Origin of the sequence: Ancylobacter sp. WKF20, from assembly GCF_029760895.1 — a bacterium.
Lineage (GTDB): Bacteria > Pseudomonadota > Alphaproteobacteria > Rhizobiales > Xanthobacteraceae > Ancylobacter.
Genome location: NZ_CP121679.1, coordinates 3,551,481 through 3,577,754 on the forward strand (window position 1 = coordinate 3,551,481; position 26,274 = coordinate 3,577,754).

The window sequence follows — 26,274 nt, forward strand, 5'->3', positions numbered from 1 at the left end:
GCGGGCCATGGAATCGCACGCCGCCCCGCCGATCGTCACCGCCTTCGCCGATCTCGCCCCGCGCTACGATGTCGTGCTCTGCGACATCTGGGGCGTGCTGCATAACGGCGTCGCCGCCTTCCCTCCGGCGGGCGACGCCCTCGCGCGCGCCCGCGCCGCCGGCACGACGGTGATCCTCGTCTCCAACGCCCCGCGTCCCGCCGATGCGGTGGCGCAGATCCTCGACGGGCTGGGCGTCCCGCGCGACGCCTATGACGCCATCGTCACCTCCGGCATGGTCACCATGTCGCTGCTGGGCGACCGGCCGGGCACGAAGATGTGGCATCTCGGTCCCGAGCGCGACCTCGGCATCTATGACGGGCTGAACCTCACTCAGACTGGGCTCGAGGACGCCGAGCTGATCGTCTGCACCGGCCTGTTCGACGACACCACCGAGACGCCGGCCGACTATGCCGAGACGCTGAAGACTGCGAAGGCGCGCAATCTGCCCTTCATCTGCGCCAATCCCGACATTGTGGTGGAGCGCGGCGGCGACCTCATCTGGTGCGCCGGGGCCATTGCCGAGGCCTATGCGGAGCTCGGCGGCGATGTCGTGTTCTGCGGCAAGCCGCACCGGCCGATCTACGAGACCGCCTTCGCTACCGCCACGCGGCTGCGCGGCGCGGCGCCCGACAAGGCGCGGATGATCGCCATTGGCGACGCGCTGCGCACGGATCTCGCCGGCGCGCTCGGCTTCGGCATTGACTGCCTGTTCGTCGCCGCCGGCATCCATGCCGGCGAGCTCGGGCTTGAGCATGGCGCCGAGGTCGACCCCGCCGCCCTCGCCCGGCTTATGGCCGACGGGCCCGGCCAGCCGGCTGCGGTGACGACGCGGCTTTCGTGGTGATTGACGCCCCGGCCGCGCGGGACCACTAAAGGGGCACCTGTTCTTTCGTGCCGGGCGACATGACCCACGCTCCCGCCTCTGCCCACGCTTTCCCCGTGCTGCGCACCGCTGGCCCGCTGCCGGAGGCGCTCGCCCATCCCGTCATCGCCATCGGCAATTTCGACGGGGTGCATCGCGGCCATCGCGCGGTGATCGGCACCGCCATCGATCAGGCGCGCTCACTCGGCCGGCCGGCGCTGGCCATGAGTTTCGAGCCGCACCCGCGCGCCTTCTTCCGCCCGGACGAGCCGATGTTCCGCCTGACGCCGGAGCCGATGAAGCTGCGGCGCCTCGCCGAGACGGGCCTCGACGGCGCCATCGTGCTGCCCTTCGACGCCGCCATTGCCGGGCTGGAGGCGGAAGCCTTCGTCGCCGACCTGCTGGTCGGCCGGCTCGGCGTCTCCATGGTGGTGGCCGGCTACGACTTCCATTTCGGCAAGGGGCGGGGCGGCTCGCCGGCCTTTCTGCGCGAGGCCGGGCAGCGCCACGGCTTCCCGGTCGAGATCGTGCCGCCGCTGCTCGACGAGGGCGCGCAGATTTCCTCCAGCGTCATCCGCGCCGCGCTGGCGCAGGGGCGCGTCGAGCAGGCCGCGCACATGCTCGGCGCGCCCTGGGCGGTCGAGGCCGAGGTGATCCATGGCGACAAGCGCGGGCGCGAGCTCGGCTACCCGACCGCCAATATGCGGCTCGACCCGGCGACCACCCTCGCCCACGGTATCTATGCGGTGACGGTGACGATCGACGGGGTGACGCATAAGGGCGTGGCGAGTCATGGCCGCCGCCCGACCTTCGACGACGGCGCGCCGCGGCTGGAAACCTTCATCTTCGACTTTGCCGGCGATCTCTATGGCCGCGTGCTCACCGTCGCCTTCCACGCCTATCTGCGCCCCGAGCTGAAATTCGACAGCATCGACGCGCTGATCGCCCAGATGGACATCGACAGCGCCCGGGCCAAGGCGGCGCTGGCCTAAGCTCGGCGCTCGCCTAAAGCTCGGCGGCCAGCGCGTCGAGCGCGACGCGCAGCTTCAGCGGCATATGCGGGCCCGTCGGCCAGAGCGCCTGCGTGGAGAAGATGCGGGCGGGCATCCCCTTGAGCAGCGGCACCAGCGCGCCGGCATTCACCCGGTCGCGGATCAGCCAGCAGGGCAGCCAGGCGAGACCATGCCCGGCGGTCGCGGCATCGGCGATGGATTCGACATCGTCGAAGCGCAGCCGGCTCGGTGGCGTGGCCGTCAGCGGCGGGCCGTCCGCCTGCGGGAACTCCCAGGGCCTCACCCCGCCGTCCACCGCATAGACGATGGCGGCGTGGTGCTTGAGATCGTCGAGGCCCGCCGGCGTGCCATGCGCGGCGAGATAGGCCGGCGCGGCGCAGACCACCATGCGCTGCTGCCCGAGGGTCCGGGTGGTCAGCCCGGTGCCGTGGAACGCGCCCGGCGCGCCGTTGCGGATGGCGAGGTCGTAGCCATCCGCCAGCACATCGACCACCGCATCGGAAAAATGCACGTCGATGGTGAGGCGAGGGTGGTGCGCCACGAGCTCGGCTAGGATCGGCGCGACGCAGCGGCGGCCAAAGAGCAGGGGCGCGGTGACACGCAGCCGCCCGACCGCCGCGTGCCGGCCGGAATCGAGCGCGGTTCGCGCCACCCGCAACTCGTCCAGCGCCCGCAGGCAGTGCTGGTAATAGAGCTGCCCATCTTCGGTGAGGGTCTGGCTGCGCGTGGTGCGGTGGAACAGCCGGAGCTGGAGCCGGGCCTCCAGCCGCGCCACCGTCTTGGCCACCGCCGAGCGCGTAAGGCCGCGCCGCCCGGCTGCCGCCGAGAAGCTGCCGGATTCGACGACCGCGACGAAGACGTCGATGCCCGCCAGCACCTCGCTCATGAAGGCCTCCCATTGGCGCCAGATGTTCGCCAAAGCCGAGAAATTCTATCGCAACTGGATCGCAAATCTCAACGCTAGGCTCGTCGTCAGTTCAAGCTTTGTGGAGACCGACGATGGTGGACGAGATGGAAACGAGCGGCGCAACGGCAGAGGCCGGTCTCATGCGCCGCTGGGAGATGGACGGCTTCGGTCGTGACCGGCTGGAACTTCGGCAGGTGCCGGTGCCGCAGCCCGGCCCCGGCGAGGTTCTGGTGAAGATGGCCGCCGTGTCGCTCAACTACCGCGACCGGCTGATCATCGCCGATGGCGTTGGCGCCCCGCTCGACTTTCCCTTCACGCCGGCCTCGGACCTTGCCGGGACGGTGACCGCGCTGGGCACGGGCGCCCGCCGCTTCGCGCCCGGCGACCCGGTCATCTCCACCTTCTTTCCCGGCTGGATCGACGGCCTGCCAGAAGGGGATTCGGCCCATCCGCACTATCAGTCACTGGGCGGCGCTTATCCCGGCGTGCTGGCGGATTATGTGGCGCTGCCCGAGGACTGGCTGGTGCGCGCACCTGACACGCTGACGCCGGACGAGGCGAGCACGCTGTCCTGCGCCGGCCTGACCGCCTGGTTCGGTCTGGTCGAGCGCGGCGGGCTGAAGGCGGGCGACACCGTGCTGGTGGAGGGCACGGGCGGTGTCGCGCTGGCCGGGCTTGCCATCGCCCGCGCGCATGGCGCCCGCACCATCGTGGTCTCCAGCAGCGCCGCCAAGCTGGAACGCGCGCGGGCGCTCGGCGCCGCTATCGGCATCGACCGCACGCAGGGCGACTGGGTGGAGGCGGTGCGGGCCGCCACGGGCGGACGCGGCGCCGACCATATCCTCGCGCTTGCCGGCGGCGCGACGCTCGGCCGGGCGGTGGAGGTGGCGGCGATTGGCGGGCGCATCGCGCAGATCGGCGTCATCGAGGGCTTCGAGGCCAGCCTGCCGCTCGGCCCGCTGATGCTGAAGCAGATCACCCTCAACGGCATCGGCGTCGGCCATCGCCGGGCGCTGGAGGATCTCGTCCGGGCGGTGGACACATCCGGGATCAAGCCGGTGATCGACGCCCGCTACCCCCTCGCCGCGCTGCCGGCCGCGCTCGACCATCTCGATCGCGGCGCCTTCGGCAAGATCGTGGTGACGCCGGATTAGCGGTGGAGGCCCGCAGGCGGGGACGGACGGGAGAGCCGTCCCGCCTCGCCTGTTGCGCCCGTTCCCTTTGCGCCGCCCTTGCACCGCCTCGGCGCTGCGCTTAAACCGTGCGGCGAGTGAAGGAGCGCGTCATGACGAGCCGCAACAGTGATGGTCGGAACCCTGCGGGCGCGGCGAGCGAGGCCGGCGCGGCGCAGGGCCACGATTATTCGTCCACCCTGTTCCTGCCGCAGACCGAGTTTCCGATGCGCGCGGGCCTGCCGCAGCGCGAGCCGGAATTGCTGGCGCGCTGGGAGCGGATCGACCTCTATGGCCGGCAGCGCAAGGCCGGCGCCGGCAAGCCGCGCTTCGTGCTGCATGACGGCCCGCCCTACGCCAATGGCAACATCCATATCGGCCACGCGCTGAACAAGATCCTCAAGGACGTGGTGGTGCGCTCGCAGGGCGCGCTCGGCCATGACTCCAACTATGTGCCGGGCTGGGACTGCCACGGCCTGCCGATCGAGTGGAAGATCGAGGAGCAGTACCGCGCCAAGGGCAAGAACAAGGACGAGGTGCCGGTCGTCGAATTCCGCCAGGAATGCCGCGCCTTCGCGCAGGGCTGGATCGACATCCAGCGCGCCGAGTTCAAGCGCCTCGGCGTCGAGGGCGACTGGTCGCACCCCTATGTGACGATGAGCTATGACGCGGAAGCGCAGATCGCCCGCGAGATCATCAAATTCGCCGAGAACGGCCTGCTCTATCGCGGTTCCAAGCCCGTCATGTGGTCGGTGGTCGAGCGCACCGCCCTGGCCGAGGCCGAGGTCGAGTATCACGACCACCAGTCGACCACGATCTTCGTGAAATTCCCGGTCACCGGCTATCGCGAGCGCGTGGCGGCGAGCGGCGGGCTGCAGGCGCCGGACCAGGCGGACGACATCCACCTGTTCCCCTCCTATGAGGGCGCCTCCGTCGTCATCTGGACGACGACGCCCTGGACCATCCCCGGCAACCGCGCCATCGCCTTCTCTGAGAACGTGACTTACGCGGTCTATGAGGTGACCGAGGCCGCGCCGGACAATTGGGCGAAGGTCGGCGAGCATTTCATCCTCGCCGACAAACTGGCCGAGGAGGTGTTCAAGGCCGCCCGCGTCACCGGCTATGAGCGCCGCAAGGAGGTGGACCCGACCCACCTCGTCTGCGCCCACCCGCTGCGCGGCGTCGAGGGCACGACGGGCTATTTCGACTTCCCCGTGCCGGTCGTTCCGGGCGATTTCGTCACCGACGATACCGGCACCGGCTTCGTCCATATCGCGCCGGGCCATGGCGCGGATGACTTCAACCTCTACATCGCCGAGCGGCTCGGCGACGTGCCGCACACGGTCGGGCCGGACGGGCGCTATTACGAGCACGTCCCGCTCTTCGCCGGCGCCCGCGTCATGGACGACAAGGGCAAGGACGGCGACGCCAATGACGCCGTGATCAAGGCGCTGGCCGCGGCCGGCAAGCTGATCGCGCGCGGCCGGCTGAAGCACCAGTACCCGCATAGCTGGCGCTCCAAGGCGCCGATCATTTTCCGCAACACGCCGCAATGGTTCATCGCGATGGACAAGGACATCGCGGCGGCGGATGGCTCGTCCACCACGGGCGACACGCTGCGCGCCCGCGCGCTCGGCGGTATCGCCGGCGTGCAGTGGGTGCCGGCGAGCGGGCAGAACCGCATCACCGGCATGATCGAGAACCGGCCGGACTGGGTGGTCTCGCGCCAGCGCGCCTGGGGCGTGCCGATCGCCGTCTTCGTGCGCGATACCGGCGATGGCAATGTCGAGATCCTGCGTGATGAGGCGGTCAATGCCCGCATCGCCGAGGCCTTCGCCAGCGAGGGCGCGGATGCCTGGTACAAGGAAGGCGCCGCCCAGCGCTTCCTCGGCACCGACTACAGCGCCAATGAATGGCACAAGGTCGATGACATCCTCGACGTGTGGTTCGATTCCGGCTCCACCCACGCCTTCACGCTGGAAGTGCGCGAGGATCTCAAGGTCAACCGGGCCTTCTCCGGCGGGCCGGACCGGGTGATGTATCTGGAAGGCTCGGACCAGCATCGCGGCTGGTTCCATTCGTCCCTGCTGGAGAGCTGCGGCACGCGCGCCCGGCCGCCCTATGACGTCGTGCTGACCCATGGCTTCGTGCTCGACGAGCAGGGCCGCAAGATGTCGAAATCGGTCGGCAACGTCGTCGCCCCGCAGGAGGTCATCAAATCCTCCGGCGCCGACATCCTGCGCCTGTGGGTCTGCGCCTCCGACTATTCGGACGATCTGCGCATCGGCCCGGAGATCCTGAAGACCACGGTCGAGACCTACCGCAAGCTGCGCAACACGCTGCGCTGGCTGCTCGGCTCGCTGCATCATTACCGCGAGGCCGAGCGCATCGCGCTCTCCGAGATGCCCGCGCTGGAGCGCATGGTGCTGCACCGTCTCGCCGAGCTCGACAAGACCGTGCGCGAGGCCTACGCGGCCTTCGACTTCAAGCGCGTGCACGCCGCGCTGTCGGCCTTCATGACGACGGAGCTGTCGGCCTTCTATTTCGACGTGCGCAAGGACGCGCTCTATTGCGACCCGATCTCCTCGGTGACGCGCCGGGCGTGCCTGACCGTGCTCGACGAGGTGTTCAACCGCCTCGTCGTGTGGCTGGCGCCGATCCTGCCCTTCACGGCGGAAGAGACCTGGCTGGCGCGCTTCCCCTCCGAGACCGGCTCGGTGCATCTGGTCACCTTCCCGGAAACGCCGGCCAAGTGGCGCGACGAGACGCTGGCCGATGAATGGCGCAAGATCCGCCAGGTGCGGCGCGTCGTGCTCGGCGCGCTGGAAGTGGAACGCGCGGCCAAGCGCATCGGCTCCTCGCTGGAGGCGGCGCCGGTCATCCATGTGTCCGACCCGAACCTGTTCGCGGCGGTGAGCGCGGTGGAACTGGCGGAAGTCTGCATCACCTCCGACGCCCATCTGATGCCCGACGAGGGCCCGGCGGACGCCTTCCGGCTCGACGACGTGCCGGGTGTGGCGGTGGTGCCGGCCCGTGCGCAGGGCCATAAATGCGCCCGCTCCTGGAAGATCTCGCCGCTGGTCGGCACCGACCCGGAATACCCGGATGTGACCCCGCGCGACGCCCTGGCGCTGCGCGAGCTCGCGGCGGCGCGCCGGGCGGCCGAGTGACGGCGGGGTGGCGGGTTCCGCGATGAAGCTGCGCTTTTCCGGCCCGCTCACGCTCTATGGCGGGCTGTTCGCCCTCGCCGCGCTGGTGATCGACCAGGCCTCGAAGCTTGCCGTGGTGCACGGCGTCGATTTCGGGCCGAACGGCATCGTCACCGTCACGCCGTTCTTCGATCTCGTGCGGGCGTGGAACACCGGCATCAGCTACGGCCTGTTCTCGCAGGGGCTGGATGGCTGGTGGGTGCTGGGTGGGCTGAAGGTCGTGGCCGCCGTGCTGTTCTGGTTCTGGCTGGCGCGGGTCGACCGGCGGATCGAGGCGGCGGCGCTCGGCCTGCTGATCGGCGGGGCGCTCGGCAACGCCATCGACCGCGCGGCCTATGGCGCGGTGTTCGACTTCGTGTCGCTGCACGCGTTCGGCTTCTACTGGTACGTGTTCAACCTGTCCGACATGGCCATTGTTGCCGGTGTGGGCCTGCTTCTGTATGACTCCTTCCGCGGCGGCGCCGTAAAATAGCCGTCCTGACGTGAGACCAGAGCCGCCGACGCCGTGCACGCCTGCCCCAGGGGCATGGCATGGGCTGCCTCCGATGCCGCAGGAGACGACCGGATGATGAAGCGACCCCTTCCGATGCGCGCCCGCCTGATGGTCGGCGCTTTTGGCGTGGCCGTTCTGTTCGCCGCCGCGCCGGCTTCGGCGCAGGAAGACAATTTCACCGAGCAGCTGCTGACCAGCTTCGGCCTCGTGGCGCCGACGCCGCCGGACATCAAGTACCGCGAGCGCGCCCCGCTGGTCGTGCCGCCGAGCGGCGACGTGCTGCCGCCCCCGCGCGAGGGCGACGACGTCACCCAGAATCCCGCCTGGCCGAAGGACGAGGACGTCGTCCGCCGCCAGGCCGCCGAAAAGGCCGCCAAGACCCCGACCATCTTCAGCGACAAGCAGGCGACGCGTGCCCTGACGCCGAGGGAAGTCGCCACCGGCACCAACCCGAACGCCGTCTATAATGGCCCTGCCGCGGCTCGCAACAACGCCTCGCGCGAGGACTGGCTGCAGCCCAAGCAGATGGGCTTCCTCGGCTGGGGCAACAAGCAGGCCGAGAAGCCGCTGACCTTCAACGGCGAACCGCCGCGCGAAAAGCTGTATGAGCCGCCGCCGGGTCTGCAGACCCCCGCGCCGAACGCGCCTTATGGCGTGGTGGCCGAGCGGCCCGAGGATAAGGGCTGGAACCTGCCCGACTGGTTCAGCCGCACGCAGAAGAACAACGACCGCAATTGAGCGCCTGCGCCCTCCTTCTTTCCTGAAAACGCCCCGTCGGCCTCCGGCGGGGCGTTTGCGTTTGCCCGCCTCGAACCCGCGTCCGAAGGGTGGCGCACCGGCGCGGCTCACAGGGGATTGAACCGCCGGCTCATTCTCGCCACGCGATCTGTGGCAGAGTTGCAACCCTGAAGCGGCGGCCGGGCCTTCCGGTTTCGCCGGCAACGCTTAAATCGGATACCGTGACCGCACATGCTGTCTGGAACTTCGCCGTCTGGAACCCTGTCGACTGGAAAGCTGATGTCCGCCGTGATGCTGATTGCCGCCTCGCTCGCCTCGACCACAGCCGCCCGCGCGGGCGATGTCGCCGAGTTCACGCTCGACAATGGCATGCAGGTCGTGGTCGTGCCCGATCACCGCGCGCCGGTGGTCACCCACATGGTGTGGTACCGCGTCGGCTCGGCCGATGAGGTGGCCGGAAAGTCCGGCATCGCCCATTTCCTTGAGCACCTGATGTTCAAGGGCACCGCCAAGCACCCGGCGGGCGAGTTCTCGCAGGTGGTGGCGACGCTGGGCGGGCAGGAGAACGCCTTCACCTCGCAGGACTACACCGCCTATTTCCAGCGCGTCGCCAAGGAGCATCTCGGCCGCGTCATGGAGTTCGAGGCCGACCGCATGACCGGCCTCGTGCTTACCGACGAGGTGGTGCTGCCCGAGCGCGACGTGGTGCTGGAAGAGCGCCGCATGCGCACTGATAACGACCCGGCCGCGCAGCTCTCCGAGGCCGCGCAGGCGGCGATGTTCGTCAACCACCCCTATGGCCACCCGATCATCGGCTGGGAAGACGAGATCCGCGAGCTCAACCGCGCCGACGCGCTGGCCTTCTATGAGCGTTTCTACACGCCGAACAACGCGATCCTCGTGGTCGCCGGCGATGTCGAGCCGGCCGAAGTGAAGGCCCTCGCCGAGGCGACCTATGGCAAGGTGGCGCGCCGGGCGGAGACCGCGCTGCGTGATCGCCCGCAGGAGCCGACGCCGCGCGCCGAGCGCCGCCTGGTGCTGGCGGACCCGCGCGTCGGCCAGCCGAGCCTCGGGCGCACCTATCTCGTGCCGTCCTATCGCATGGACAAGAAGGAGAGCGTCGCCCTCGACGTGCTCTCGCAGGTGCTGGGTGGCGGCGCCACCGGGCGCCTCTACCGCGCGCTGGTGGTCGACAAGGCGATCGCCGCCAATGCGGGGGCCTGGTACCAGTCGACCGCGCTCGACGCCACGCGCTTCGGCGTGTCGGTGAGCCCGCGTCCGGAAGTCACCATGGAGGCGCTGGAGACCGCGCTTGACGAGGTGATCGGCACGCTCGCCAAGGACGGGCCGGACGCCGCCGAGCTGGAGCGCGCCAAGACCCGCCTCGTTGCCGAGGCGATCTATGCGCAGGACAATCAGGCGACGCTCGCCCGTATCTACGGCGCCGCGCTCACCACCGGCTCCACCGCCGAGGACGTGAAGGTGTGGCCCGACATGGTGAAGCAGGTCACCGCCGAGGAGGTGCGCGACGTCGCCCGGCGTTACCTCGTCCCGGCCCGCGCCGTGACCAGCGAGCTGCGCCAGGTCGCCCCGCAGCCGACCAACCCGCAGCCCGCCTCCTCCCAGCCGGAGAAGCGTTCATGAACGGGCTCGCGCGCCTGTCCCCCGCCGCGCCCGTTTCCGCCCGTCTCTCCAAGGCCCTCAAGGCCCTCGCCCCGGTTGTTGCCGCCATGACCATTGCCCTCGCCCCCGTCACCCCCGCCCAGTCGGAGACTACCCGCATCCAGCGCGTGGTGAGCCCCGGCGGCATCGAGGCCTGGCTGGTGCATGACACCACCCTGCCGCTGGTCGCCATGGAAGTGGCCTTCATCGGCGGCGCGGCGCAGGATCCGGCGCAGAAGCCCGGCACCGCCAATCTCATGGCCTCGCTGCTCGACGAGGGCGCCGGCGATCTCGACGCCCGCGCCTTCCAGGACCGCATGGCGGAGAAAGCGATCGAGCTGCGCTTCGACGCCTCGCGCGATTCCGTCGGCGGCTCGCTGCGGACGCTGTCGGAGAATATCGGCCCGGCCTTCGAGCTGATGCGCCTTGCGGTCAGCGCCCCGCGCTTCGACGACGAGGCGGTGGAGCGCATCCGCCAGGGCCAGCTCGCGGGCCTGCGCCGGCGGATGAACGACCCCTCGACACTGGCGAGCCTCGGCTGGTCGGCGACGGCCTTCCCCAACCATCCCTATGGCCGCCCGGTCGCCGGCACGCTGGAGAGCGTGCCGACCATCAGCCGCGCCGATCTCGCCGGCTTTGCCACGCGCACGCTGGCGCGCGACAATCTCAAGATCGCCGTGGTCGGCGACATCGACGCGGCGACGCTCGCCCCGGCGCTCGACCAGATGTTCGGTGCGCTCCCGGCCAAGGCCCAGCTCACCCCCGTGCCCGACATCGTGCCGCAGGGGCTCGGCACCACCGTGGTGAAGGAACTCGATGTTCCGCAGACCTCGGTGATCTTCGGCGGCATCGGTTTGATGCGCGACGACCCGGACTTCATCCCGGCCTTCGTGCTCAACCACATGCTCGGCGGCTCGGCCTTCTCCTCGCGCCTGTTCAAGGAAGTGCGCGAGAAGCGCGGCCTTGCCTATTCGGTCTATAGCCACCTCGCCCCGCTCGACCACGCCGCGCTGATCCTCGGCGGCACCGCCACCAAGAACGACCGGACGGCGGAATCCATCGAGCTGATCCGCGCGGAATATCTCAAGCTGCTGACCGACGGGCCGAGCCCGGCGGAGCTGGAGGACGCCAAGAGTTACCTCATCGGCTCCTTCGCGCTGCGCTTCGACAGCTCGGCCAAGGTCGCCTCCCAGCTCCTGCAGATGCAGATCGACAACCTCGGCATCGACTATATCGACCGGCGCAACGCGCTGGTCGCCGCCGTGACGCTGGACGACATCAAGCGCGTCGCCGCCAGGCTGCGCGAGAACCCGGCGCTGCTGTTCTCGCTGGTCGGCAAGCCCACGGGTATTGCGCCCACCCCCGCGCAGGGCGGCTGAGCCCTCTCATCTCCGGCAACGCCGGCCTCACGGCCGGCGTTTTCCTGCCACGCAAACTCCTTCCGGGGCATGTTCCCCCCGCGCGTGATCGCCTGCTATAAGAGCCGCCGGTCGAATGTGTCGAAGGGGCCGGGCTCCGCTGTGCCGGGGTCGTGGCGGTCTTACCAGCCTCGGCGGGGAGTATGTGTATGCGTGGAGCTGAACTGCTGAACCTGAGCCGCCCGCGGGGCGAGGGGCGGGGCCTTCGTGACGCCCTGATGCTCCTCCCCCTTGGCCTGTTGCTGGCCGGCTGTGCCGGTGCCGGCATTGGCGGCGGTGGCGGCAATGAAGGCCCGATGGGAACCGGCAATGCCGGCAATCAGGGCCTGTTCGGCTCGCAGATCCAGACCACCACGGTCGAAGCCACGGCCAACACGACCGGGCCCGCCGGCGACACCTCCGACTTCTCCTGCCCCACCGTCGAGGTGCGCGGCGGCGCGGCGGCCTATCAGGTGACCGAGCCGGGCGATGGCGGCGTGCGCTACCAGGCGACGCTCGGCCAGTTCTCGCGCGAGTGCCGCTACAGCTCGCCGGACATGACCATGCGCGTGGGCATTCAGGGCCGCGTGCTGCTCGGCGCCAAGGGCGGGCCGGGCCGGGTGACCGTGCCGATCCGCGTCGCTGTCGTGCATGAGGGCCCGACGCCGCAGTCGATCTGGACGAAGTTCTATTCCGTGCCGGTGGAGATCGGCCCGAGCGTGCTGCAGGTCGACTTCGCCCTGGTGGCCGACGACATCAGCTTCCCGCGCCCGAGCTCCGACGTGCTCGACAAGTATGTCGTCTATGTCGGCTTCGATCCGCAGGGCGCCAATGAGAAGCCGGCGGCGCGTCCGCGCCCGGCGCAGCAGCAGACCCGTCCGCGTCCGGCGACCCCGGCGCCCGCCACCAGCGCGGCGCCTGCCGCGACCCGCCCGGCGGCAGCGACCACGCCGCCCCGTACCGCGCCCGCCGCGCAGACCACCCCGGTTCAGGCGGCGCCGGCCACCGCCGCGCCGGCCGCGACCGCCCCGGTCCGCACCGTGCCGACGACGCCGGCCGCAACGGCTCCCGCCGGTCCTGCCACTACCGCTCCTGCACCGGCTGCCGCCGCGCCCGCTCCGGCGGCTCCGGCCGCCAGCAGCAGCGATAACCAATGGATCGGCGCGCCCGCGCCCTCCACGGGCACCTTCGCGCAGTAACACGGCCGGGCCGCGCCGCCCGCCTCGTGAACCGTCATGCCGGCCGGCCGATGGCCGAGCCGGGATCGCGTTCTGCCTCGTCCCGCCCGGCGCTCGCCTGCCCTTGGTCATGCCTGGGCGCCGACGGACGAACGGCACTGTGATGGATCCCCGGATCAAGTCCGGGGATGACGCCGTGCGGAGTGCAGCCGGGTGAGAGTCCTGCGGGCGTGCCCCGCTCCCCGGCTCATTCCTCGTCGAAATGACCCTTGCGGATGCGGCGCACGCCGCTCCAGATGGTCAGCGCCACCAGCGGCACGGCGATGGCGGTCACCAGCCCGATATCGACATGCAGTCCCCACGCCTCGAAGCGCGCGTGAAGCCCTTCGAGGGCGTAATGCAGCAGGCTGATGACGTAATAGGAAATGGCCGCGACCGAGAGGCCTTCGACGGTCTGCTGCAGGCGTAGCTGCATGCGCGCGCGCCGGTTCATCGAGCGCAGCAGGTCGCGGTTCTGCTGCTCCAGCTCGACATCGACCCGGGTGCGCAGCAGGTTGGCGGCGCTCGACAGCTTGACCGACAGCCCCGCCTGCCGCTGCTCGATGGCCTGACAGGTGCGCATGGCCGGTTGCAGCCGGCGCGAGAGGAATTCCTGCCAGGTCGGGTGGCCGGAAATCGGCTGCTCGCCGATCGCCTGCAGCCGGTCGCCGACGATCTCCTCATAGGCCCGTGTCGCGCCGAAGCGGAACAGCGAGGCGGCGGCGTCCGCCTCCAGCTCGGAGGCCAGCGTGGTCAGCGCGTCGAGCAGCTTGTTGTTGGCCGCCAGCCCCTCGGTGTCGCGCATCTCGCGGGTGAGGGTGCTCAGCTCGTTCTCGATCCGCGCCACGGTGGGGGCGAGACGCTGCGCTTCCGGCAGGCCGAGCAGAGCCAGGGTGCGGTAGGTCTCGACCTCCAGCACGCGCTGGATCAGCGCGCCGGCGGCGTCATCCGTCATGCCCCGGTCGCGCACCAGGATGCGCACGAAGCCCGACGGGTCCGGCTGAAAATCGGTGGCGATCTCGGCAAGGCCGTCCTCGACATCCGAACGCGCGAGGCTCGCGCGGTCGAACAGCCGGTCGAGCGGCAGCGCGTCGGCGGTGTCGGTCACCAGTTGCAGATCGACCGCGACCAGCAGCGGGCCGGGCTGCGGCACCTGCAGCAGCGTGCGGGCGAGACTCCCGGAAGAGGGGTGGAAGGGCAGGCCGCCCTCGGTCAGATCCTCGGCCGGCAGCTCCCACGTATAGGTGGTGAATTCGGCGTGGCGCTCCCAGCGCAGCACGGCGCCGCCAAAGGCTACGCGATGCTGCTTGGCGTCCCGGTGCGGGCCGGACTGGCCGCGCGCGACACAGAGCGCGGCGAAGGCGGCACGGTCGGCCTTTGCCTGCGCGCGGTCGACGAGAAAGGCGACATGGAGGATGCGCGCCGGCGTGCTCACCGGCACGAAGGGTCGCGCATGCAGCTCGGCGAGAACCGGCGCGCGCAGCGGATGATCGTAGAAAGCGCCGGCATTAGGCAGGCTCGGCCCGGCATCGCTGCGCCCGGCGGCGAGCCCTGAAGTGGCGGAGGGACTGGTCGTCACGGTCTCTGGCTCCCTGTTCGCCCGCTGTCCCGGCTCTCCGCCGCCGCGCGTGGAACTTTGGACGGTACCAGTCGGTTGCATGCGCACGTCGCTCTGGCAAGAGGCTGGGACGTGCGGCATCGGGCGCGGGTTTACCCGTCATCGCCTGTTGCCCGCCCGCATCAGCCGCGTTGCTAAGTCAGAACGGAACAAAATTCGTTTGATTTGCCGCGTTCGCGGGAGTCATGAACAATGTTGGTCAATTCGGGAATCGGGACATGAAGTTCGCGCGGTCTTGGGCTCTTGCCGTCGTCGCTCTCGTCGCGGCGCTGATGACGTTTCTTCCGGCCGCCGCGAACGCCCAGAGCCAGAACCGCAACGCCCCGCAGGTGCGCGTCTATCTGATGCGCGGGCTGGCCAACATCTTCTCCTTCGGCATGGACGACCTGACCGCCAAGCTCAACGCGCGCGGCATCAAGGCGAGCGTGCATTCCTATGTCGACTGGCAGACGCTGGCCAATGTTGCGATCGAGGATGCCCGGGCCGGCAAGCGCCGCCCGACCCCGGTCATCATCATCGGCCATTCGCTGGGCGCCGATGCGGCGGTCGACATGGGCAACAAGGTGAGCGCCGCCGGCATTCCCGTGCCGCTGGTCGTCACCTTCGATCCGGTGTCGATGAAGACCGCCTCGGCCAAGATCGGCAAGGTGGTGAACTATTATCAGTCCGGCGGCGCCGGCAAGGCGGTGTCCGGCCCGCGCGTCGACAATGTCGACCTCACCGGCGCCGGGCAGCTGACCCATTTCAACATCGAGAAGGCGGCCGAGCTGCATCTGCGGGTCATCGCCATGATCGAGAAGCCGGCACGCCCGCGCGCGCCGCGCCCGGCCCCGCAGGTTGCCGCTCCCGCGCCGGCGACCCCGGCGGCCACCGCTCCCTCCGCTGCGGTGACAGCGCCGTCCGCGACCGAGACCGCCGCCGCCCCCGCCACGCCCGTGGCCGAGCCGGCGGTGATCCGCGCACCCAACTGAGGCGCGCGTCCCGCCCTCTTCAGGCGGCGACCACCGAGAACACCACGAAGGTGTGCATGTCGCCGTCCTCCTCGCGCACCGAGACATACTCGCCCGGCACGAAGGCGTGGTCGCCGAAGCGGTAGCCCGCCTCGTCATCCTCGCTCGCCCCCGGCTCATAATCGAACACCCAGGTCGCCCCGTGCGTCCCGCCCGCGCGATGGACGAGATGGCCGTGCTCGGGCGCGTCATGGTCCCAGAAGCGGGTGACGGTGCAGCGCTCCCGAAGCCCCTTCCACGCCGCGAGGTCGATATGGCCGGCGGCGTCGAGCGGGGCGAGGAACTCATAGCCATGGCGCGCGCTGCCGGCGGGGAATTCCGGCGAGCGGGCGAGATGCAGGCGGATGCGCTGCAGCGTGGCGGTGTCGACCTCGGACATGGGATGTTTCCTCCTTATCGGGACCGCGCCCCGTTTGCCGAGGCTGCGTCTGCCTAGAATGATGCACATGGCGCCGCCTTGATCCCGCGCAAGGGCGGGCCGCACCGGATCGTCGGGCGACGAAGGTGTGAAGGGGTGCGTGGTCATTTTTTTTGACCATGGTGTACCGAGCCGCTATTCCCTAGAATGGGTCGAAACCGCAGGCACGTCCGGTCAACGGCGCGTGGTCAGGGGAGAAACGCCATGTCCGGTCTCGTCATGCCCGCGCCGAAGGCCGATGTGCTGGCCCGCCGGGCCGAGATCATCGCCGCCCTGCGCGCCATCGTGCCGGGCGAGGGGGTGATCGATTCCCTGAACGAAATGCGCCCCTATGAGAGCGACGGCGTCACCGCCTATCGCCAGCTGCCGCTCGCCGTGGTGCTGCCCTCGACCACCGAGCAGGTCTCGCAGGTTCTGGCCTATGCCAATGCCAATGGCATTCCGGTCGTGCCGCGCGGGGCGGGCACCTCGCTCTCCGGCGGCGCGCTGCCGCTGGCCGACGGCATTCTGCTCGGCATGGGCAAGTTCAACCGCATTCTCGACATCGACTTCGCCAACCGCACGGTGACGGCGCAGCCGGGCGTGACCAATCTCGGCATCACCACCGCCGTGGCGCATGAGGGCTTCTATTACGCGCCCGACCCCTCCTCGCAGATCGCCTGCACGATCGGTGGCAATGTCGGCGAGAACTCCGGCGGCGTGCATTGCCTGAAATACGGCCTCACCACCAATAATGTGCTGGGCGTCGAGATGGTGCTGATCACCGGCGAGGTGGTGCGCCTCGGCGGGCAGCACCTCGATTCCGGCGGGCTGGACCTGCTCGGCCTCATCGTCGGCTCGGAGGGGCTGCTCGGCGTCGTCACCGAGGTGACGGTGCGCATCCTCAAGAAGCCGGAGACGGCGCGCGCCGTGCTGGTGGGCTTTCCCTCCTCCGAGGCGGCGGGGGCATGCGTCGCCGCCATCATCGCCGCCGGCATCATTCCCGGCGGCATGGAGATGATGGACCGCATGATGGTCCACGCCGCCGAGGCCTTTCTCGGTGCCGGCTACCCGCTCGATGTCGAGGCGCTGCTCATCGTCGAGCTGGATGGGCCGGAAGCGGAGGTGAACCACCTCATCGAGCGCGTCGCGCAGATCGCCGGCACGCTCGGCTGCCAGACATTGCGCGCCTCGACCAGCGAGGAGGAGCGCGTCGCCTTCTGGGCCGGGCGCAAGGCGGCCTTCCCCGCGGTCGGCCGCATCTCGCCGGATTATCTCTGCATGGACGGCACCATTCCGCGCAAGGCGCTGCCCGAGGTGCTCCGCCGCATGGAGGCGATGTCGGAGAAATACGGCCTCAAATGCGGCAATGTCTTCCATGCCGGCGACGGCAATCTCCACCCGCTGATCTGCTACGACGCCAACAAACCCGGCGAGCTCGACAAGGCGGAAGCCTTCGGCGCCGACATATTGCTGCTCTGCGTCGAGGTGGGCGGCGTGCTCACTGGCGAGCATGGCGTGGGCGTCGAGAAGCGTGACCTCATGCCTTCCATGTTCAACGAGATCGACCTCGCCCATCAGCAGCGGCTGAAATGCGCCTTCGATCCCGAGGCGCTGCTCAACCCCGGCAAGGTGTTCCCGGTGCTTCACCGCTGCGCCGAACTCGGCCGCATGCATGTCTCCGGCGGCAAGCTGCCCTTCCCCGACATTCCGAGGTTCTGATGCACGGGCCCGCCTGTCCCAACCCGTCATCCCGGCCGGAGCGCGATCTTCCCAGGTCATCCTGGACGGTGCGCAGCACCGATCCGGGATCGCTTGCCGGCTTGCGCGGCGGTCGGCGATCCCGGCTCTGCGCGCTCACGCGCTGCGGCCGGGATGACAGAGCATGGGGACGGCGCGCCCGATGACCACCCTCCTCGTCCGCAATGCCACCGTTCTCGTCACCATGGACGGCGCCCGGCGCGAGATTGCCGGCGGTGGGATTTTCGCGCGCGATGGCATGATCGTCGAGGTCGGCCCGAGCGAGACACTGCCGGCGACCGCCGACACGGTGATGGACCTTGCCGGCCATGTGGTGCTGCCCGGCCTGGTCAATTGCCACCACCATCTCGACCAGACGCTGACGCGCAATCTGCCGGCGGCGCAGAACGTGAATCTGTTCCGCTGGCTGAAGGCGCATTACCGGCTCTGGGCGGCGCGCACGCCGGAGGCATCGCGCACCGCGACACTGGTCGGCCTCGCCGAACTCGCGCTCAGCGGCTGCACCACCGCCTTCGACCACGCCTATGTGTTCCGCAATGGCTGCAAGGTCGATGACCAGATCGGTGCCGCCCGCGAGATCGGCCTGCGCTTCATGGTCTCGCGCGGCTCGATGTCGCTCGGCCAGTCCAAGGGCGGCCTGCCGCCGGATGACTGCGTGGAGCGGGAAGAGGACATCCTGGCCGATAGCGAGCGCGTCATCGCCCGCTATCACGATGCCGCGCCCGGCGCGCTCCTGCAGATCGCGCTCGCCCCCTGCTCGCCCTTCTCGGTGACGCCCGGCCTGATGCGGGATTCCGCGACCCTCGCCCGCGCCAAGGGCGTGCGCCTGCACACGCATCTGGCCGAGACCATCGATGAGGAACGCTACACGCTGGAGCGCTTCGGCAAGCGCCCCGTGGCCTATATGGAAGAACTGGGCTGGCTCGGCGACGATGTCTGGTTCGCCCATGCGGTGCATGTGAACGATCACGAGATCGGCTGCTTCGCCGGCGCGGGCGTCGGCGTGTGCCATTGCCCGTCTTCCAATATGCGCCTCGCCTCCGGCATCGCCCCGGTGAAGGCCTATCGGCGCGCCGGGGTGAAGGTCGGGCTCGGTGTCGATGGTTCGGCGTCGAACGACGGCAACAACCTGCTCACCGAGGCGCGGCAGGCCATGCTGCTGGCGCGGCTGCAGATCTCCCTGCGCCCGCCGGAGGGGCCGGACACCACGCTGTCGACCTCCGATCCGTCGCGCGATGCGGAATGGATGAGCGCGCGCGAGGCGCTGGAACTCGCCACGCTCGGCGGCGCCTCGGTGCTCGGGCGCAGCGATATCGGCGCGCTGGAGCCTGGCAAATGCGCGGATTTCTTCGCGCTCAGGCTCGACGATGTCGCCTTTGCCGGCGGCCTGTCCGATCCCGTCGCCGCCGCCTTGTTCTGCACGCCCGGTCCCGCCGCCTTCACCGTGGTCCACGGCCGCCCGGTGGTGGCGGAGGGGCGGATCGTCACCATCGACCTGCCGGCGGTGGTCGCCGAGCATAACCGACATGCCGCGCGGCTCGCCGCGCTCGCGGAGTAAGCCATGAGTGCCCTGCTTGAGGAGCCGACCGCCACCGAACGGCTCTGCCCGCGCGACGAGGCCGAGGTGGTGGAGGCCGTCGCCTGGGCGGTGTCGAACGGGCGCACGCTCGATGTCGCCGGGGCCGGTTCCAAGGCCGGGCTCGGGCGCCACATCCAGACCGATGCGACGCTGGAGCTGAAGGCACTCACTGGCGTGACGCTCTATGAGCCGGAAGAACTGGTGCTGAGCGCGCGCGCCGGCACGCCGATCGCCGAGATCGAGGCGCTCGTGGCGGCCTCCAACCAGATGATGGCCTTCGAGCCAATGGATTACGGTCCGCTGCTCGGCCAGCCGGCGGGCGGCGGCACGCTGGGCGGGGTGATGGCCTGCAACCTCGCCGGCCCGCGCCGGCCGAGCGCGGGCGCGGCGCGCGACCATGCGCTGGGCGTGCGCGCCGTCTCCGGTCGCGCCGAGGCCTTCAAGGCCGGCGGGCGGGTGGTGAAGAACGTCACCGGCTATGATCTGCCGCGCGGCCTTTCCGGCTCGCACGGCACGCTCGCCGCCTTCACCGAGCTCACCATCAAGGTGCTGCCGGGCCCGGAGACGGTGGAGACGCTGCTCATCCTCGGGCTGGACGACGCAGCCGCCGCCAGCGCCATGAGCGCGGCGATGGGCTCCTATTACGACGTGTCCGGCGCCGCGCATCTGCCGGCCGACATCGCCGGCCTTGTGCCGGCGGTGGCCGGGGCGGGGCGCGCCGTGACGGCGCTGCGGCTGGAAGGGGTGAAGCCCTCCATCCTGCACCGGCGCGGCAAGCTGGAGGCGCTGCTCGGCGGGCGTGGCGAACTCTCCTTCCTCGACGCCGACGCTTCCCGCGCCTTCTGGCGCACGGTGCGCGATGTGGAGCCCTTCGCGCTCACTTCGGGCGAGACTCTGGACGCTGGCCCCGCCATCTGGCGGGTCTCGGTCGCGCCCATGGCGGGGGCGGCCGTGGTGGCGGCGCTGCGACCTCTCGGCGTGCGGGCGCTTTATGACTGGGCCGGCGGCCTTGTCTGGATCGCCCTGCCGGACGGCACGCCGCGCGCCGCCGAGGTCCGTGCCGCCGTCGCGGCGACGGGCGGCGGGCACGCGACACTGATCCGCGCCAGCGCCAGCGCGCGGGCGAGCGAGCAAGTGTTCCAGCCGCTCGATCCCGTCACCAAGGCGCTGGTGACGCGGATGAAGGATGGCTTCGACCCGGCGCGGGTGCTCAGCCCCGGCCGCATGTATGCGGGAGTCTAGGCCATGCAGACCAGTTTCTCCCTCGCCCAGCTTGCCGATCCGCAGACCGCCCGCTCCGAACAGGTGCTGCGCGCGTGCGTCCATTGCGGCTTCTGCACCGCCACCTGCCCGACCTATGTGCTGCTGGGGGATGAATTGGATTCCCCGCGCGGACGAATCTACCTCATCAAGGACATGCTGGAGAACGACCGGCCGGCGACGGCCGAGGTCGCCAAGCATATTGACCGCTGCCTGTCCTGCCTGTCCTGCATGACCACCTGCCCCTCGGGCGTGCATTACATGCACTTGGTCGATCACGCGCGCGACCATATCGAGAAGACCTATGAGCGGCCCTTTGCCGACCGGATGATCCGCGCGCTGCTCGCCCGCGTGCTGCCGAGCCGCCGGCTGTTCCGGCTGGCCATTGGTGGTGCGATGGTGGCCAAGCCCTTCGCCGGCCTGTTCGATTCCATCCCCGCACTGCGCCCGCTCGCGGCCATGCTGCGCCTTGCGCCGGCGCGCCCCGCCACGCGTTCGGCCAGCGAGGGCGAGCGGCGCTTTCCGGCGAAGGGCCCGCGCCGCGCCCGCGTCGCGCTGCTCGATGGCTGCGCACAGCCGGTGCTGCGCCCGGAGATCGACGAGGCGGCGATCCGGCTGATGACGCGCATGGGCGTCGAGATCGTCCGACCCGTGGGCGGCGGCTGCTGCGGCTCGCTGACCCACCATATGGGCAAGGAGGAGCCGGCGCTCGCCAATGCCCGCGCCAATGTCGATGCCTGGTGGCGCGAAATTCAGGGCGAGGGGCTCGACGCCATCCTTGTGACTACCTCGGGCTGCGGCACGACGATCAAGGATTACGGCCACATGCTGCGCACCGACCCGGCCTATGCCGAGAGGGCGGCGAAGGTCTCGGCGCTGGCAAAGGATGTGAGCGAGTTTCTCGCCGAGCGCGAGCTACCGGTGCCGGTAATCCCGGCCGGGCTGCGCGTCGCCTATCACTCCGCCTGCTCGCTGCAGCACGGGCAGAAGGTGCGCACCGCGCCCAAGGCGCTGCTCGCGAAGACCGGCTTCACCGTGCTGGAACCCGCCGAGGGCCATCTGTGCTGCGGCTCGGCCGGCACCTACAACATTCTCCAGCCGGAAATCGCCGGGAAGCTGCGCGCCCGCAAGGTCGCCAATATCGAGCGTACCCAGCCGCAGATCATCGCCGCCGGAAACATCGGCTGCATGACGCAGATCGGCGGCGGCACCTCGATCCCTGTCGTGCATACGGTGGAATTGCTGGACTGGGCGACCGGCGGGCCCTCGCCCTTCCCCGTCCCCCTCCTTCCGGCTGTGGCGGCGGAGTGAACCGATGATCGCGGTGATTTTCGAGGTCTGGCCGGCCGAGGGTGAGCGGGCGCATTATCTGGAACTGGCCGCCGCGCTGCGCGCGGACCTCATGGGCCGCGACGGCTTCATCTCGGTGGAGCGCTTCGAGAGCCTGACCGAGCCCGGCAAGTTGCTCTCGCTCTCCTTCTGGCGCGACGAGGAGGCGGTGCGCGCCTGGCGCTGCCTGCCGTCGCACCGCAGCGCGCAGGCCGAGGGGCGCGGCGGCGTCTTCGCCAATTACCGGCTGCGCGTTTCCAGTGTGCTGCGCGATTACGGCATGGAGGCGCGGGACGAGGCGCCGCAGGACAGCCGTGCGGTGAATCTGCCGGCGCCCTAACGGCGCGACAACAGGGCAGCGCCCGGCTATAGGGAGCAGAGTTTCGCCCGCAGCTCGCCGGACTCCGCCCATGGCCACCTCGCCGCTTCCCCGCCTTCTCGTCCTGTCGCTGGGCGGTACGATCACCATGACCGGCTCGGGCGCCGGCGGCATCGCGCCGACGCTGGGTGCCGCCGAGCTGGTGGCCGCCGTGCCGGGCCTTGCGGAGGTCGCGGACATCGAGGCGCGCTCGCCCTTCAAGGTCGGCAGTTCCTCGCTGACGGTGGAGAACATCCTTTCCGTCGCCGCCGCGATCGAGGCCGGCTTCAATGGCGACATTGACGGCGCCGTGGTCATCCAGGGCACGGACACGATCGAGGAGACGGCTTTCCTCCTCGATATCCTGCTGCGCGGGCCCAAGCCCGTGGTGGTGGTCGGCGCCATGCGCGGACCCCAGCAGCCGGGTGCGGATGGCCCGGCCAATCTGCTGGCGGCCGCCTTGGTGGCGGCGAGCCCGGCGGCGCGCGGGCTCGGCACGCTGGTGGTGCTGAATGACGAGATCCACGCCGCGCGTTTCGTGCGCAAGGCCCATACCAGCCTCACCTCGGCCTTCGCCTCGGACAATGGCGGTCCGCTCGGGCTGGTGGCGGAAGGGCGCGTGCGGATTCTCACCCGCGTCGCCCCGCTCGACCTGCCGCCCTTGGCCATCGCCGGGGGCGAGGTGCCGGCGGTGGCGCTCATCAAGATCGGCATGGGCGATGACGGCCGGCTGATCGCCGCGACGCCGGGCCTCGGCTTTGCCGGCCTCGTCATCGAGGGCGCGGGCGCCGGCCATGTGCCCGGCCCGGTGGCGGAGATCGTCGGCGAGGTCGCCGCGCACCTTCCCGTGCTGCTGGCGAGCCGGACCCTGTCCGGCCCCGCCTTCGAGCGCACCTATGGCTATCCCGGCTCGGAGATCGACCTCATCGGGCGCGGCGCGCTCGCCGCTGGCTTCCTGCCCGGCCCGAAGGCGCGGCTCGTCCTCATGCTCGCCCTGCGCGCCGGGTGGAACCGGCCGACGCTGGAGAGGGCGCTCGCCGCCTTTGCCTGAGCGGGGTCAGGACGAGCCGATGAAGATGCCGGCGAGCAGCACGAGGATGCCGCCCAGCACCACCTGCACGATGGCCGAGGTGAACGGCGTCTCCATGTAGCGCATGCGCACATAGGCGATGGCGGCGAGTTCGATGGCGACGACGACGCCGGCGACGGCGGTCGCGGTCCAGAAATCCGGGATCAGATAGGGCAGGGTATGGCCGAGCCCGCCCAGCATGGTCATCACACCGCAGGCAATGCCGCGCGGCCAGGGGCTGCCGCGCCCGGTGATGGCGCCATCATCCGATAGGCCCTCGGTGAGGCCCATGGAGATACCCGCGCCGATGGAGGCGGCGAGGCCGACGAGGAAGGCGGCCCAGCTATCCTGGGTGGCGAAGGCGGCGGCGAAGATCGGCGCCAGCGTCGAGATCGAGCCGTCGATCAGCCCGGCGAGGCCCGGCTGGACGATCTGCAGCACGAAGATGCGGTGTGCCGCCTCGTCCTCGGTCTCCTTGGCGCCGCTGGTCTCGATCTGCCCGCCGAGCTCCTGCGCCAGCGTCTCGTGCTTGCCCTCGGCCTCGGCGAGGTCGGCCAGAAGCTGGCGGGTATCGGCGTCACGGGTGCGGCCGGCGGCCTTGATGTAGAATTGCTGCGCCTCGTACTCCATCACCTCGGCCTGCCGGCGCACCGTGTCGATGCGCAGCGTCTCGAGGAGCCAGATCGGGTCGCGCTTCAGAAAGCCCTTCACGTCCTGCCGGGTGATGTAGGGCAGTTCGCCGCCGAACCGGTGAGTGAACATCTCATGCAGCGCGTGGCGGTGGCCGTGTTCTTCATGCGCCATGCGCTCGAACAGGGCGGCGGTGGCCGGATAATCGGCCTTCAACCGGTTGGCGAACTGGAGATAGATGCGCGCATCCTCCTCCTCGCTGGAGATGGCGAGCGCCAGGATCTCGGCTTCGGACAGGTCGTGAAAACGCTTCATGTGCCCCTCATATTAGAATTATTCTAATATGTAGGCGCCCTTCCTGTCCAATCCCTGTCGGCGGACGTCAGCCCCGCGGACGGACGTGGCAATGGGATACCCGACGATCCGCAAGTCTCAAGCAAGCCAGTTGGCGTCTTCTCCGGGCAACACCATTTTAGGAGTCCCCCGATGTTGGGAATGCGCCTTGGGATCGCGTGGAAGCTGGGCATCATGTCCGGCCTGCTGATCCTTCTCTCCGCCAGCGTGATCCTCAGCCGCCATATCGCCATCAGCGGGATCGAGGCGGCGGACGCGGTCGCTCTCCGCCAGAGCCAGATTCTCAAGGAGGCCGAGCAGGTCTCCATTGCGCTGGCCAATATTCGCCAGAACGAGACCCGCCTGCAGCTCTCCTTCGCCAATCCGCGCAATGACGAGTTCCTGCGCAAGGTGAAGGTCGACATTGCCGGCGCGCAGTCCCGGCTTGACCGGCTCATGGAACTCGAAACCCATGACGACGACCGCGAGGTCTTCCGCAAGCTGAAGGAGAGGCTGCGCGACGTCGGCGCCGTGTCGGCGGAGATCCGCAAGTCGCAGGCGGTCCAGCTCAACGCGGTGGACAGCCGCGGCGCCCTCGCCATGCGCGTGCGCACTGGCTTCTCTACCCTCTATGGTCAGCTGCTCGAAGCCGAGCAGCCGGACATGGCGAGCAATGTGCAGCCGCTCGACCAGCTCGTCGACGCCATCAACCTCGCCGCCGCGCTGTTCATTCTGGAAGGCGACACCACCAAGTTGCCGCTCATCGTCTCCATGCAGGCCCGCGCCGAGCAGGTGCTGAAGGATGTCGGCGACCAGTTCGGCAGCAATGCGATGATCGCCAACACGATGGAGACGATCCGCAAGGATTTCGCGGACTATGTCGCGACGATCAACGAAGGCATCAGTGAAATCCAGAGCCGGGCCAAGCTCGTCGCCGAGCGCAGCGACCCGGCGTTGGAGGAAGCGACGCGCCTGCTGACCGATGTGACCAAGGAGAGCACCGACCAGGCTATCGAGGCGCAGATCGCCTCGGACGAGGCGCTGGCCACCGGCATGGCGCAGATCCTCATCTTCTCGGTCATCGCCATTCTCGCCGCCATTGCCGCCGCCATTTATTCCTTCCTCGGCATCGCCCGCCCGGTGCGTGACGTCAGCGAGGCGATGGAGCATGTGTCGGGTGGCGATCTCACCGCCGAGATCCCCCATGCCGCGCGCCGCGACGAGATCGGCGACCAGGCCCGCTGCCTCACTCTGTTCCGCGACAGCCTGGCCCAGGCCGAGCGCGAGCGGGAGGAGAAGCTGCTGGCCGAGCAGGTGGCGGCGACGCGCCGGCGCGAGGAGATGCACCAGCTCGCCAACCAGTTCGAGGCGGCGGTCGGCGCCGTCGTCGATACCGTCGCCACGGCGGCGAGCGAGCTGCAGACCGCCTCGGAAAGCCTCAACGCCACCGCCGACGAGACCACCGCCCAGGCGGCCTCGGTCGCCACCGCGGCCCAGCTCGCCACCTCCAACGTGCAGGCGGTCGCCGCCGCCATCGAGGAGCTGTCGGCCTCGGCGCATGAGATCGGCGAGCGGCTGCACCAGTCCACCACCATGACCGAGCGTGCCGTTACCGAGGTCGATTCGACGAGTGGCCAGATGACGCATCTGCGCTCGGCGGCGGAACAGATCGGCACCATCATCAGCCTGATCGATACCATTGCCGGCCAGACCAACATGCTCGCGCTCAACGCCACCATCGAGTCGGCCCGCGCCGGCGAGGCGGGTCGCGGCTTCGCCGTGGTGGCGCAGGAGGTGAAGACGCTGGCCGGCCAGACGGCCACCGCCACCGCCGGCATCTCCGAGCGCGTCTCCGGCATCCAGGCCTCGACCGGGGATGTGCTGGGCTCGATCACCGGCTTCAGCCGGACCATCGCGGAGCTGCGCGCCTCGGCCTCGGCCATCGCCGCGGCCATGGCCGAGCAGCAGGCCACCACCTCGGAGGTTGCCCGCTCGATCCAGCAGGCGGCGAACGGGACCAAGGAAGTGACGAGCAGCATGGGTGCGGTGGAGAAGGCCGCGCAGGCCTCCTCGGTCGCCGCCCATCAGGTGCTGTCCTTCGCCCGCGACCTGTCGCAGCAGGCGGTCGCGCTGCGCAAGGAAGTGCACAGCTTCGTCGAGACGGTGCGCGCCGCCTGAGGCGCGCAGCCGGCGACATTCGGCGGATAGCAAAAAGGGC

21 protein-coding genes are annotated in these 26,274 nt (G+C 69.8%); 17 read left to right on the forward strand and 4 right to left on the reverse strand.

The window, feature by feature from the left end; genetic code table 11:
- Positions 1-7 precede the first annotated feature (7 nt).
- Both AncyloWKF20_RS16365 and AncyloWKF20_RS16370 read left to right on the forward strand, forming a co-directional pair.
- Entirely contained in the window at positions 8-886 is an 879-nt protein-coding gene (locus AncyloWKF20_RS16365; protein WP_279315051.1) for a TIGR01459 family HAD-type hydrolase, read from the forward strand.
- A gap of 59 nt (positions 887-945) precedes the next feature.
- Entirely contained in the window at positions 946-1,896 is a 951-nt protein-coding gene (locus AncyloWKF20_RS16370) for a bifunctional riboflavin kinase/FAD synthetase (protein ID WP_279315052.1), read from the forward strand.
- Positions 1,897-1,909: 13 nt separating this feature from the next.
- Here the strand turns inward: AncyloWKF20_RS16370 and AncyloWKF20_RS16375 are convergent, their stop codons facing one another.
- Positions 1,910-2,803, reverse strand: coding sequence for a LysR family transcriptional regulator (locus AncyloWKF20_RS16375; RefSeq protein WP_279315053.1), 894 nt, complete (start codon positions 2,801-2,803; stop codon positions 1,910-1,912).
- A gap of 161 nt (positions 2,804-2,964) precedes the next feature.
- On the opposite strand from AncyloWKF20_RS16375, the gene AncyloWKF20_RS16380 reads away from it, so the two are divergent.
- From AncyloWKF20_RS16380 to AncyloWKF20_RS16410, 7 genes are all read left to right on the forward strand, one after another.
- Complete coding sequence (locus AncyloWKF20_RS16380; protein WP_279318003.1) at positions 2,965-3,978, forward strand: NAD(P)-dependent alcohol dehydrogenase; 1,014 nt, start codon at positions 2,965-2,967, stop codon at positions 3,976-3,978.
- A 131-nt stretch (positions 3,979-4,109) separates the two neighbouring features.
- Positions 4,110-7,166 carry an isoleucine--tRNA ligase gene (gene ileS, locus AncyloWKF20_RS16385; RefSeq protein ID WP_279315054.1) on the forward strand — a complete coding sequence of 1,019 codons (3,057 nt, stop codon included), beginning with the start codon at positions 4,110-4,112 and terminating at the stop codon, positions 7,164-7,166.
- Positions 7,167-7,188: 22 nt separating this feature from the next.
- Positions 7,189-7,677 carry a signal peptidase II gene (gene lspA / locus AncyloWKF20_RS16390; RefSeq protein WP_279315055.1) on the forward strand — a complete coding sequence of 163 codons (489 nt, stop codon included), beginning with the start codon at positions 7,189-7,191 and terminating at the stop codon, positions 7,675-7,677.
- A 93-nt stretch (positions 7,678-7,770) separates the two neighbouring features.
- A complete protein-coding gene (locus AncyloWKF20_RS16395) occupies positions 7,771-8,436 on the forward strand; it encodes a hypothetical protein (RefSeq protein WP_279315056.1) in 666 nt (221 codons plus the stop codon).
- Positions 8,437-8,715: 279 nt separating this feature from the next.
- Positions 8,716-10,080, forward strand: coding sequence for a pitrilysin family protein (locus AncyloWKF20_RS16400; RefSeq protein WP_279315057.1), 1,365 nt, complete (start codon positions 8,716-8,718; stop codon positions 10,078-10,080).
- A complete protein-coding gene (locus AncyloWKF20_RS16405) occupies positions 10,077-11,477 on the forward strand; it encodes a pitrilysin family protein (protein WP_279315058.1) in 1,401 nt (466 codons plus the stop codon). Before AncyloWKF20_RS16400 ends, AncyloWKF20_RS16405 begins: the two co-directional genes overlap by 4 nt.
- Before the next feature lie 257 nt (positions 11,478-11,734).
- The gene (locus AncyloWKF20_RS16410) at positions 11,735-12,694 is read left to right on the forward strand and encodes a hypothetical protein (protein WP_279315059.1); all 960 of its coding nucleotides are present in this window, start codon (positions 11,735-11,737) and stop codon (positions 12,692-12,694) included.
- 226 nt (positions 12,695-12,920) lie between these two features.
- Here AncyloWKF20_RS16410 and AncyloWKF20_RS16415 read toward each other — a convergent pair whose 3' ends face one another.
- Complete coding sequence (locus AncyloWKF20_RS16415; RefSeq protein ID WP_279318004.1) at positions 12,921-14,228, reverse strand: DUF3422 domain-containing protein; 1,308 nt, start codon at positions 14,226-14,228, stop codon at positions 12,921-12,923.
- Between the two features lie 320 nt (positions 14,229-14,548).
- Between AncyloWKF20_RS16415 and AncyloWKF20_RS16420 the strand changes: the two genes are divergently transcribed.
- Positions 14,549-15,301, forward strand: coding sequence for a hypothetical protein (locus AncyloWKF20_RS16420; RefSeq protein WP_279315060.1), 753 nt, complete (start codon positions 14,549-14,551; stop codon positions 15,299-15,301).
- 19 nt (positions 15,302-15,320) lie between these two features.
- Here AncyloWKF20_RS16420 and AncyloWKF20_RS16425 read toward each other — a convergent pair whose 3' ends face one another.
- Positions 15,321-15,719 (reverse strand): hypothetical protein, encoded by a 399-nt coding sequence (locus AncyloWKF20_RS16425; protein ID WP_279315061.1) that lies wholly within the window; start codon positions 15,717-15,719, stop codon positions 15,321-15,323.
- A gap of 243 nt (positions 15,720-15,962) precedes the next feature.
- On the opposite strand from AncyloWKF20_RS16425, the gene AncyloWKF20_RS16430 reads away from it, so the two are divergent.
- The 6 genes from AncyloWKF20_RS16430 to AncyloWKF20_RS16455 all read left to right on the forward strand — a co-directional run bounded on the left by AncyloWKF20_RS16430 (position 15,963) and on the right by AncyloWKF20_RS16455 (position 23,075).
- Positions 15,963-17,459: an FAD-linked oxidase C-terminal domain-containing protein gene (locus tag AncyloWKF20_RS16430; RefSeq protein ID WP_279315062.1), complete on the forward strand. Its 1,497-nt coding sequence runs from the start codon at positions 15,963-15,965 to the stop codon at positions 17,457-17,459.
- Between the two features lie 181 nt (positions 17,460-17,640).
- On the forward strand, positions 17,641-19,056 hold the full coding sequence (locus AncyloWKF20_RS16435) for an 8-oxoguanine deaminase (protein ID WP_279315063.1): 1,416 nt from the start codon (positions 17,641-17,643) through the stop codon (positions 19,054-19,056).
- A 3-nt stretch (positions 19,057-19,059) separates the two neighbouring features.
- The gene (locus tag AncyloWKF20_RS16440) at positions 19,060-20,319 is read left to right on the forward strand and encodes an FAD-binding protein (protein WP_279315064.1); all 1,260 of its coding nucleotides are present in this window, start codon (positions 19,060-19,062) and stop codon (positions 20,317-20,319) included.
- A gap of 3 nt (positions 20,320-20,322) precedes the next feature.
- A complete protein-coding gene (gene glcF / locus AncyloWKF20_RS16445) occupies positions 20,323-21,648 on the forward strand; it encodes a glycolate oxidase subunit GlcF (RefSeq protein WP_279315065.1) in 1,326 nt (441 codons plus the stop codon).
- A gap of 4 nt (positions 21,649-21,652) precedes the next feature.
- Positions 21,653-22,006, forward strand: coding sequence for an antibiotic biosynthesis monooxygenase (locus tag AncyloWKF20_RS16450; protein ID WP_279315066.1), 354 nt, complete (start codon positions 21,653-21,655; stop codon positions 22,004-22,006).
- A gap of 70 nt (positions 22,007-22,076) precedes the next feature.
- Complete coding sequence (locus AncyloWKF20_RS16455; RefSeq protein ID WP_279315067.1) at positions 22,077-23,075, forward strand: asparaginase; 999 nt, start codon at positions 22,077-22,079, stop codon at positions 23,073-23,075.
- A 6-nt stretch (positions 23,076-23,081) separates the two neighbouring features.
- On the opposite strand, the gene mbfA is transcribed toward AncyloWKF20_RS16455, so the two are convergent.
- Positions 23,082-24,038 (reverse strand): iron exporter MbfA, encoded by a 957-nt coding sequence (gene mbfA, locus AncyloWKF20_RS16460; RefSeq protein WP_279315068.1) that lies wholly within the window; start codon positions 24,036-24,038, stop codon positions 23,082-23,084.
- A gap of 180 nt (positions 24,039-24,218) precedes the next feature.
- On the opposite strand from mbfA, the gene AncyloWKF20_RS16465 reads away from it, so the two are divergent.
- The gene (locus AncyloWKF20_RS16465; protein WP_279315069.1) at positions 24,219-26,234 is read left to right on the forward strand and encodes a HAMP domain-containing methyl-accepting chemotaxis protein; all 2,016 of its coding nucleotides are present in this window, start codon (positions 24,219-24,221) and stop codon (positions 26,232-26,234) included.
- Positions 26,235-26,274 lie beyond the last annotated feature (40 nt).